Source organism: Candidatus Zixiibacteriota bacterium (assembly GCA_040752815.1).
In the GTDB taxonomy this organism is placed as follows: domain Bacteria; phylum Zixibacteria; class MSB-5A5; order GN15; family FEB-12; genus JAGGTI01.
The window spans coordinates 1-9,832 of the sequence record JBFMGC010000074.1 but is presented as its reverse complement, the minus strand read 5'-3'; the positions used below and the strand labels follow the sequence as shown (position 1 = coordinate 9,832).

Annotated in this window: 11 protein-coding genes; all 11 read right to left on the bottom strand. The window is 59.2% G+C overall.

The genetic code is table 11. From position 1 onward, the window contains the following. Positions 1 to 1,639 (bottom strand): penicillin-binding protein activator (locus tag AB1772_12590; protein ID MEW5797178.1); only part of this gene is annotated, 1,639 nt, incomplete at its 3' end. Then, a complete protein-coding gene (locus AB1772_12585) occupies positions 1,640 to 2,134 on the bottom strand; it encodes a bifunctional nuclease family protein (GenBank protein ID MEW5797177.1) in 495 nt (164 codons plus the stop codon). Positions 2,135 to 2,138: 4 nt separating this feature from the next. Next, a complete protein-coding gene (gene rplI / locus AB1772_12580) occupies positions 2,139 to 2,585 on the bottom strand; it encodes a 50S ribosomal protein L9 (GenBank protein MEW5797176.1) in 447 nt (148 codons plus the stop codon). A 29-nt stretch (positions 2,586 to 2,614) separates the two neighbouring features. Next, positions 2,615 to 3,574, bottom strand: coding sequence for a DUF2232 domain-containing protein (locus tag AB1772_12575; protein MEW5797175.1), 960 nt, complete (start codon positions 3,572 to 3,574; stop codon positions 2,615 to 2,617). A 64-nt stretch (positions 3,575 to 3,638) separates the two neighbouring features. Next, positions 3,639 to 3,875 (bottom strand): 30S ribosomal protein S18, encoded by a 237-nt coding sequence (gene rpsR / locus AB1772_12570; protein ID MEW5797174.1) that lies wholly within the window; start codon positions 3,873 to 3,875, stop codon positions 3,639 to 3,641. Between the two features lie 14 nt (positions 3,876 to 3,889). Continuing rightward, positions 3,890 to 4,378, bottom strand: a complete 489-nt coding sequence (gene rpsF, locus AB1772_12565) for a 30S ribosomal protein S6 (GenBank protein ID MEW5797173.1) — start codon at positions 4,376 to 4,378, stop codon at positions 3,890 to 3,892. Between the two features lie 56 nt (positions 4,379 to 4,434). Further along, positions 4,435 to 5,040: an aminoacyl-tRNA hydrolase gene (gene pth / locus AB1772_12560; protein ID MEW5797172.1), complete on the bottom strand. Its 606-nt coding sequence runs from the start codon at positions 5,038 to 5,040 to the stop codon at positions 4,435 to 4,437. Between the two features lie 34 nt (positions 5,041 to 5,074). Further along, entirely contained in the window at positions 5,075 to 5,779 is a 705-nt protein-coding gene (locus tag AB1772_12555; GenBank protein ID MEW5797171.1) for a response regulator transcription factor, read from the bottom strand. Next, entirely contained in the window at positions 5,776 to 6,756 is a 981-nt protein-coding gene (locus AB1772_12550; protein MEW5797170.1) for a HAMP domain-containing sensor histidine kinase, read from the bottom strand. Before AB1772_12550 ends, AB1772_12555 begins: the two co-directional genes overlap by 4 nt. A 32-nt stretch (positions 6,757 to 6,788) precedes the next feature. Further along, positions 6,789 to 8,993 (bottom strand): heavy metal translocating P-type ATPase, encoded by a 2,205-nt coding sequence (locus AB1772_12545; GenBank protein MEW5797169.1) that lies wholly within the window; start codon positions 8,991 to 8,993, stop codon positions 6,789 to 6,791. A 51-nt stretch (positions 8,994 to 9,044) separates the two neighbouring features. Then, positions 9,045 to 9,680 (bottom strand): sigma-70 family RNA polymerase sigma factor, encoded by a 636-nt coding sequence (locus tag AB1772_12540; GenBank protein ID MEW5797168.1) that lies wholly within the window; start codon positions 9,678 to 9,680, stop codon positions 9,045 to 9,047. Positions 9,681 to 9,832: the final 152 nt, after the last annotated feature.

Below are 9,832 nucleotides of genomic sequence, written 5' to 3'. Positions count from 1 at the left end.
TGAGGCCGCTGATCAGGTCGCGGCGCGAAACCGCCCCGGTCCGCACGAGTTGCGCAATCAGCATGACCGCGTCATACCCCAGGCTGGCCAGGCGCTGCGGCTGCTGGCCGTAACGGGCGTCGTATTCCGATGCAAACTTTACATACTCCTGGCTGCGCTCGAGTTCCAGAAACGGCGACGGGAACACCGCTCCGCGCGTGACCTTGTCGCCGAGCCGATAGACGTTGTCATCGCCCCAGCCGTCGGAACCAAGATAGAACGCGTCGATCCCATAAAACTCGAGCTGCGGCAGCAACAGTCTTAGCTGCTCCGCGGAACCCGGCAGATACAGGCAATCGATCTTTGCCGGAACCGCCTCGAGGTCGATTGTATCCCCGCGGTCGTTGATGTATGCAGCGGAATCTACCGGGCCACGCAGCAGAATGTTCTTTAGGTCGCGGACATACTGCCCAAAGTCACGATCACGCGGGCGGTAATACTCAGTGGCAACAATGACACCGCTCAAAGCCTCAAAACGCTCCGCGAATGCCCGCGCCATGCGCATCTGATCGGCGGTGGTAGGCGTGATGATAGCCGCTGAGTCGGCGCCACGCCGGACCGCCGCATACTCAGCCGCCCGAGCGCCCTGTAATTCGATATTGGGCGAAAGCTGAAAGACACATTCCGACAACAGGGTTAACCCCGATTGAGTCGCTGCCGGCGCGATGAGCGGCAGGGTCTCGCCGCTGAGCACAGCCGAGGCCACCGCGGCCTCGTCGCTGGTAAGCGGCCCGATAATCGCATCGGTGGCTCCGTGCACCAGTTCCCGGACCAGGCGACCGGCATCGATCGGGTCACCCTTGGTGTCGTACGGCACCAGGTTCAACTTTTTGCCGGTGTCGCGGCGAAACTGCTCGGCGGCAATTACCGCCCCGTGGTAGATTTCTTCCCCGAACGATTGCATCTCGCCGGAGAACGGCAACAGCAGGGCTAGTTCCAGAACCGAGTTCGAAGCCTTGGCGGCGGGGCTGTCTGATACCTGGGGTTTGTCACTGCAAAGACCGCGAAGGCTGTGTGCGACCGCCGTGTCCGCCCGCGCCGCGAGCGCCCGTGCCACCGGCTCAATGAGTTCGCAGCGACGGGCCGGATCCAAACCGGCGAAATCCGCCTCGGTCAGCGCGACCGTGCGAGCGCCCGACACTGCCTCCACGAGCGATACTACAATCAGATCGTCGAGCCGAAGATCCTGTGACAGGCGATACCCGTCGATATACGCCTCGACCGCGTAATCGAGCTGGCCCTTCAAGTAATAGGCATTCCCCTGAAAGAAATAAGCGTGCGCAATCAGGTTCGAGCTCGGAAACCGATTAATGAAACTCAAAAGGACATTGAGCGCCTCGGAACGGTTTCCGAAATACAACTCCGCCTTCGCGCGATTGAAAATGAACAAATCGAGGTTTTTTGAGTCCGGGAACTTGTCGGCCAGACGGGCGAATTGGCGAGCGGCTTCGAGATAGTCCCCGTCGCGGAGCAGGAGCCTAGCGCGAGTGTACTCGGAGACCACCTCGGGACGGTCGTCAAGAGATTCGACCGCCGAAACAACCGTGGCGGTCGACCAGAGCGTCACCGCCAGCAACGTCAGCCGCAGTCGTGACAGCATTTACAGGGAGTATTTCCCGAAATCCTCAGGATTGATTTTCTTGAGCCGTTCGCGCAATGATTCGCGATCAGTCGGCATCGGAGGCGCTTCCTGATCGTTCCGGGGCCTCGGCTCGAACAGCTCGGCATTGACAAAAATCGGACAGCCGGTCTTGAGCGCGAGGGCGATCGAATCCGACGGGCGAGCGTCAAGTTGGCGCCCCTTGCCGTTACGCGCCAGATGCACCACCGCATAAAACGTTTGATCGCGCAATTCGGTGATCTCCACTCGGACCACGCGCGCCTCCAGCGACTCAATCGCCTGTTTCATCAGATCGTGCGTGAGGGGACGTTTGGACGTCACGCCGGAGAGCTCCATGGCAATCGCCCAGGCCTCGGCGTGGCCGATCCAGATCGGCAAAACCTTGTTGTCGTCCTCGGGCGATAGAATTACTACCGGCGTATTGGTAGTCATGTCCAGCGCCAGCCCCTCGAGCTTGACCTGCACCATCTTCATAGCGTCAAATCTTCTTGACTACCCAGACCTTGCAGTTGGCAGTCACATCCTTGCCGATCCTGATCGGCACCGTATAAACACCGAGCGCCTTGATTGGTTCATCCAGTTGCACGGTCCGTTTCTCGACTGTGATTCCCTGCTCCTGGAGCATGTTGACGATGTCCTGGCTCGTGACTGAACCGTAGAGCTTGTCTTCCTCGCCGACCAGAACCTCGGCCGACAGCTCGATCTTCTCGATTTTGTCCCGCAGAATTTCAGCGGTGCGCTTCCGCTTGCGGTCCCGTACCGCGGTTTGCTTGGCGATCTCGCCGATGGCCCTCAGGTTGGCCTTGCTGGCTGGGATCGCCAGGTTCCTGGGGATGAGATAGTTACGGCCGAACCCGGCCTTGACCTCGACTGTCTGGCCGGAGCGGCCGACATCGGGAACATCTTCTCGCAGTATTACTTTCATATCTACCTCGTGATTAGTATACGCAATAATCAAGTCTTGTCCAACTCAATTGATGGGCGCGAAACTTTGCGCCAGTCAGCAAAACTGTCAACGAATCCGAGCAGTACAGAGCCCAGATAACCGAGCAGGCCCGTAAGCGTCAACGCGATATAGAAAACTACCCGGATGGCCAAAGGCATTCTGAGCCGGCGCAGGGCGTGGGCAATCAGCGCCAGTCCGCCCACACAGTAAAAGACCGACAGCATCATGAGCAGGTTGTCGGCCACCAGCGCAACCAGTTCGCCGCCAAACAGGCGGCCCAGCGCGGCCACTATCAACACCGGCGTTAACGTAAAAGGGACCTTCCACCGGGCAAACGGCGCCAGCGCGGCAGGGGAACCGGCGGCAGCAAAGTCCCGACCGAGCAGCCACAGAAAGCCGACCGTGAACTGCACCAGCAGGTTCATCAGCGTAGCAGCCGGAATCAGTCTGGTGACGGTGTGGATCACATTCTCCAATTGGGTGGCATAGTCGGTCACAGCGTCAGGGTGATAGCCGAGCGAGATCAGTCCCGCCGAAAAAGTACCGGCACTTTCGCGACCAATCGCCTCGAACACAATCATGAGACGATCCCAGGTCGGTGCAAACATGACTATCCCGCCAATCATCACCACCATCGCCCCGAAGACGAAAGATCTTAGACCTTTGTCTCCGCCTCGAAGCCGCCGGCCCACGACTATTCCTGCCGCCGGTATCATGAGCGTCTCACCGATCATCATGAGCCTGTAATCCGCGTGACAAACCACCAACCCGGCCGCTAGGCCGACTGCCGCAGCTGACACCACTTGCCAATAGCGATCGACTGCCGCGAGCAGAGCCGTCGACCGATACAGGTAGATCGCGACACCATAGGCTGCCACCAGTGTCACCAGCGTAAGCGGCACAAACTCCGACCGCAGCGCCACCCCGTACTTTGCGAGGGGCAACAGCGCCAGCAGAATCGCCGGCACCAGAGCACTGGTGGGGCGAGGTCCCGCCGCAGGCGGTCCCGGGGCCGTCACCGCTGATCCCAACTCAGCGGAAGGATTCACTCTCAAAGGCCAGAATCGCCATGTGCCGACCACGCTTGATAGCGGTGGTCAGCTTGCGCTGATGACGAGCGCAATTGCCTGAAATCCGGCGCGGCACAATTTTGCCCCGTTCCGTGACGAAACGGCGGAGCAAGCGCTCATCTTTGAAATCGATGAAGTCGATTTTGTTCTCGCAGAAGCGACAGACTTTCTTTCTCCTGCGCATTCCGTATTCGGCCATGTTAACCCCTTTCCTCAGCTTTCGTCATCTACACCTTCAACTTTTGGCGTATCGTGGATGCCCGGTGCGGGGATTCGCCCCTCACCTGGTCCCGATGACCGCCCGTGGCGCCCGCGATGGTGATAGCCGCCGTAGCGCGAAGGGCGCTCGTCTTGTCCTTCGACATCCATGCGATCCATGGAATCGTCGAACAAGCCGTGCGACTCGGCCATCGGATCACCCTCGAATTTGATCGTGAGGTAGCGCACGTACGGCTCCTCGAGTTTGTAATGCCGCTCCAGCTTTGGCAGCACACCCGGCTCGGATTCGAAAATGATGCTGGTGTAGTACCCCTGCACCAGACCGGCCACCGGAAATGCCAGGCGGCGCGTGCCGATACGGTTTTCGCGGAGGATTTGGCCCCCGTCGTTTTTGATGATGTCGACAACCGCGGTTACCTGGCGGTCGATCGTGGCATCATCTGCCTGGGGGTTGACAACAAAAGTAGTTTCGTAGCGTCTCAAGAGTACCTCCCTTCGGACGTCAAACTACGTTCTTCAGTTCAAACGGCCCTGCCGGGTTACTCTTCGTTCGGCAAGGCAGGGTTTATATTATATTTTGACATCGCCTCTTCGAAGCGATGCGTGGCGCCAAATATAACAGCTTCGGCTGCAAGCGCAACCATTCTTTCGACCGCTTCCATTTCCTCCGGGAGAAACCGGCTGAGGACGTAATCCGCTGGATCGACACCTTCGGGGGGACGCCCGACCCCCAGGCGCAGCCTCGGAAAGCCCAGGGTGCCAAGTTGTTCTATAATGGACGCCAACCCGTTATGGCCACCATCGGAGCCTTCCGCGCGGAAGCGGAGGGCACCGATCGGAAGGTTGAAATCATCGACCACAACCAACATCTCCGCCGGACTGATGGCCAATTTTCCCAAAATCTGCGCGACTGCCAGTCCCGATCGATTCATGAACGTGGTGGGCCAGGCCAGCGTCAGCGTCCTCTCCGTATCTTCGTGTGGGAGTTTGGCTTGCGACCAGCGAAACAACGGTCTTTTGGGGTTGTCAGTCGCTTTGAGCGTTTTAGCCACGCGCGCAACTACTTCAAAGCCCAAATTGTGCCTTGTCCCCACATACTTCCGCCCCGGATTACCGAGGCCGATGACTAGTGATTGGCCGATCACCGCTGCCCCAGGAGAATTGTCGGCGCAAGGCGTCTCACGAGGTTTTTGACCCCAGGAAGCGATACCCCACCCCCCTGATCGTCTCGAAATAGACCGGCTCCTTTTGATCGGCCTCGAAGATCTTGCGGAGCTTGAGCACAAAATTGTCGATCGTACGGTTGGTCGGAAAGGCGCGATACCCCCAAACCGCATCGAGCAACTGATCGCGGCTGACCACCTGGCCGGGGCGTTCAATCAGATACTTCGCGACCATACACTCGCGACGAGTGAGCGCGAACTTTCCGCCCGGACCTTCGGCCTCGAAAGTACGGAAGTTAATCCGTCGGCCATCGAATTGGAACTCGCTGGAAGTCTGCTTGTCCCCCTCGACCAACCATGCCTGCCGTCGGAACACGCTAGCCACTCTCGCGAGAAGCTCTTTCAATTCGAAGGGCTTGGTGATGTAATCATCGCCGCCCGCAATGATTCCTTCGGCGCGCTCCTCGGCCTGACCCCGGGCTGTTAGGAACATGATCGGTACTGTCTCCCCCATCTCGCGCAGGCGACGGCAGATGGTGAGACCGTCCATGCCGGGCAGCATGATGTCGAGCAGAACCAGGTCGATGTTGCCGTCGGCGAAAGCGTTCAGAGCATGGCTGCCGTCAGCTACTTGCACCACCTGGTATCCCTCCGCTTCGAGGTTCATGGCCAGCCCGTCGGCCAGGCTGCTGTCGTCCTCAACCAATAGAATCGTCTTCACTTCACCCTCTCCAATGGCAACGTGATAATGAACTCGGAGCCGAGCCCAGGGCCCTCGGAGCGCGCGGTCACCTCGCCGCCGTGGGCGCGAATCATCTCGCGGCACAAATAAAGTCCAAGGCCGGTGCCGCGACTGGCGCGGGTCATCTCATGCCCGACCCGATAGAACCGCTCAAAAATCGGCCCCAGTTCCTGTTTAGCGATACCCACCCCCTTGTCCGTGACCGTGATGATCGCCTGGCGTTGGTTGCGACGCAGCGTAATGGTGACATCAGCGGCTGCGCCGCCAGAGTACTTGACCGTATTGTCAAGTATTGCGGCAATAGCTCGAGTGACCACCGGAGCATCGGCTTGCACAATGACTCCTGGTTCGATGTGCCGGGATATCCGCGGCGAAGTCGGCTCGCCGCGGTCTGCCAAGCTGTCGGCCGCTGAGTTCAACAATTTGGCAAGATCGACGGATTGGAGGTTGAGTTTGAATTCACCGGTCTCAAACCGTCCGGCCTCGAGAATATCCTCCACCAGTCGCTCCAGCCGTCGCAGGTCCTGTTTGATTCGCGGAATCACCGCCTGTTTGCGCACGGCCGGAATCTTGTCCGACTGGAGGGTGTCGATGTAGATGCCGATTGACGCGAGCGGCGTTTTCAGTTCGTGGGTGACAGCCATCAGGAAATTCTCCTGACGCGTGCGCAGTCGATCCGCCTGCAGCAACGAACGATAGATTAACCAGACGCCTATCAGAACGAGTAGAAGAAAGACCACCCCCTCCGAGCCGAGCATGATCTGCCGACGGATTTCCTGCTGGTGCAATTCTTCCACATATTCGGCACTGGCACCCAGTTGGGCGGCCATATCGACTTTCTCGTCCGTCAGCCGCGCCATGAAGATGATCCACCACGCCGCCATGGCGAGGACGAACGCGACCAGAACCAGGAAGATAACCAGCGCTGTCCTGGGGGAGAGACTTCCGAGCTTCATGGGAGTTTACTCATGGCGTACATACGGTGTCTTCACAGCGCGACCCGTCCCAAGCGCAGCGAGTTGGTCACTACGAACACCGACGAGAGGCTCATCGCCAGAGCGGCTATGATCGGCGAGAGTGTCAGCCCGGTTGCCGGATAGACAAGCCCCGCCGCGATCGGGATAGCGATCACGTTATAGAAAAACGCCCAGAAGAGATTTTGGCGGATCGTTTTCATCGTCAGGTTCGCCAGCTCGAACATGCGCACCACCCCGATAAGCTGTGGTCGTACCAGGACCACGTCGGCCGTTTCAATCGCCACCTGTGTGCCGGTGCCGATTGCTACGCCGATCGTCGCCGCCGCCAGAGCGGGGGCGTCATTGATGCCGTCGCCGATCATCGCCACGCGAAATCCGGCCCGGCGATACGATTCCACAATGACTTTTTTCTGCTCCGGCCTGATCTCAGCCTCGAAATGCTCCAGCCCGAGTGAGCGGGCCACTCCCGATGCGGTCGCGCGGTTGTCACCCGATATCATCGTGACACGCTCCATCCGCGCCTTGAGTCGTTCGACCACCTCACGGGCGTCGCTGCGTGATTGGTCCGCCAGTGAGAGCAGGCCGATTACCTGGCCGTCGCGTGCGACAAACACCACCGTGCGACCGGCTTCCATCTCTTTTTCGCCCTGAAGCAGGCTGGGGCCGAAGTTTGTCCCTTCCTGCTCGAGAAGATTGCGGCTGCCGATCAGCAAAGTGCGCCCATCGCACTCCCCCACCATGCCGAAACCGGGCTTCGCTTCTACCTTGCGCACCACGACCGGCTGAATCTGGCGGAGTTTCATAAAGCGCACCACCGCCCTGGCCACCGGATGCTCCGATTCTGCTTCTATGGAGCCAACCATCCTGATCAGGTTCTGCTCGGCCACCTGGCCGAATGTCCGGACGGTGACCACGTCGAGATGTCCCAGGGTAAGCGTGCCGGTCTTATCGAAAGTCACGGTGTCTATCGACGCCAGTTCTTCGAGAATATCGCCCCCCTTGATTATTATACCCTCGCGCGCGCCGCGCCCTGTGCCGACCAGCACCGCCGCCGGAGTCGCCAATCCAAGCGCGCAGGGGCAAGCGATTATCAAAACCGCAACCACCGATCTCACGAGCATCCCGCTTTCGGGCGCCAGCAGATACCAGAGGAGGCCGGTCACCAGAGCAATCCCCAGGACTATCGGCACGAACACCGACGCCACCCGGTCGGCGAGTTTCTGCACCGGCGCCTTGCGGGCCTGCGCCTCTGATACCAGACGAATGACTCCGGCGACAAAACACTCCTCGCCGGTGGCGGTCGCCCTCATTTTGAACGACGTATTCCCGTTGATCGATCCGCCGATCACGGTGTCGCCAACTTTCTTCTCGACCGGCAGCGACTCGCCGGTCAGCAGCGATTCGTCCAGTACCGGCTCGCCCTCGATGATTTCCCCGTCGGCGGGCACCTTGCCGCCGGGTATCACCAGCAGGATCATGCCGGGTTGCAACGCAGCTGTTTCTATCTCCAGGGTGACGTCGTTGATTAACGCAGTGGCTTTCTCCGGACGGAGTTTGATCAGCTCTTCGATCGCTCTCCCCGCCCGCCGCTTGGCCCGAGCTTCAAGATATCTTCCCATCAGAATCAAGGTTATGATCATGCCGGCTGACTCGAAGTACAGGTCCTCGTGCCGATGCCCGCCGGGCTGCCACAGGGCATAAAGACTCCAGCCAAAAGCAGTCAGGGTCCCCATCGCGATCAGGGAGTTCATGTTCAGGCGCAGATGGCGAAGCTGGAGCGCGGCATCGCCGAGGATAGGCCTTCCGGGCCAGACAAGTATGGCGGCGGCGAGCGCGGCCTGGATTAGACCATCGACCAGAGGCGAAAAGAGCGAATGCCGTCCCAACATGGGGAGCATCGCGACGAACATAAGTGGAACAGTCAAGAAACCCGCGATCAGCAGCCTCAGGCGGGCGGAAGCCTCCTCCTCCAAATTGGCGGCGAGAACGTCAGGTATCCCCGGGCGGGCGCCGTAACCGAGTTTCTTGATTCGGTCGATTATGGCGGTTTCGTCCAGGTGGTTTCGATCATAGGTGACCACCGCCGACCTAGTCGCCAGGTTCACGCGACAGTCCGAAACTCCTGCCAGCCCGGCCAGTCCCTTTTCGATACTGGCGACACAACTGGCGCAGTGCATCCCGGAGATGCTAAGATTTAGTTTTTCGTTACTGGCCACGGACGGAATATAGATAGCCCCAGGCTGTCAGAACAAATGCAAAGGAGAGGGCTAACGAATGCCCAGCAGGAAAAGCAGATGCGGGCACCGCCGGAGTAATTCCTTGCGGATTCGAGACCTTGCCCGGTGCAGATACCAACGGACCGTGGCTTCGGGCATTTCCATAATTCCGGCCACGTCGTCAACCTTTCTTTCGCCGATATCCCGAAGCAGGAACGCCGAGCGCTGCTTGGCATTGAGCTTGTCGGCCGCGTTTCGAATCTCCGTGCGCAGACGCTCCCTGAGATAGGTGAGCTCCGGCCCAGTTTCCTGTCGCTCCTCGACCTCAGAGAAACTTTCGAGCGACTCGTGCTGGTGACGCTGATTGCGGCGGATATGATCGATCGACGCGTTAACCGTGATGCGGTAAAGCCAGGTGTAGAACTTCCGGTGATCATCGTAGCGGTCGATATTGCGCGCCATCTTGACAAAAACATCCTGGGCAATATCGGCGGCTTCATCATAATCCCGAACCATACGATATGCCAGCGACGTCACCGGGTTTCGGTAGCGCTGGACAATTCGGGCGTAGGCCTGCTGATCTCCCCGTCGAAACGCGTTGACCAGGCGACGAGTTTCGTGCTCGTCATCCGGGGTGAGATCGACACCCTGAAAGGACGGTTCTTTGGACGGTAGTTGGGCCATCATCACCAGCTTCCCGACACACCCCATACACGGGGCTGGACACAAATTCAGTAGTAAGTTACAGAGGAGTTCCTGGCGTGACACGGACAAAATGCATCTTTTTAGTCTATTTAACCGATCCCGGCAGGGCAAAAAATGAAGCCCCGCCGGGCGGG

Excerpts from the sequence above, each read along its gene's own strand:
- AB1772_12585 (MEW5797177.1), bottom strand. The coding sequence starts at position 2,134 with ATGAAGATGGTGCAGGTCAAGCTCGAGGGGCTGGCGCTGGACATGACT.
- rpsR (MEW5797174.1), bottom strand. The coding sequence starts at position 3,875 with ATGGCCGAATACGGAATGCGCAGGAGAAAGAAAGTCTGTCGCTTCTGC.
- AB1772_12550 (MEW5797170.1), bottom strand. The coding sequence starts at position 6,756 with ATGAAGCTCGGAAGTCTCTCCCCCAGGACAGCGCTGGTTATCTTCCTG.
- rplI (MEW5797176.1), bottom strand. The coding sequence starts at position 2,585 with ATGAAAGTAATACTGCGAGAAGATGTTCCCGATGTCGGCCGCTCCGGC.
- AB1772_12540 (MEW5797168.1), bottom strand. The coding sequence starts at position 9,680 with ATGATGGCCCAACTACCGTCCAAAGAACCGTCCTTTCAGGGTGTCGAT.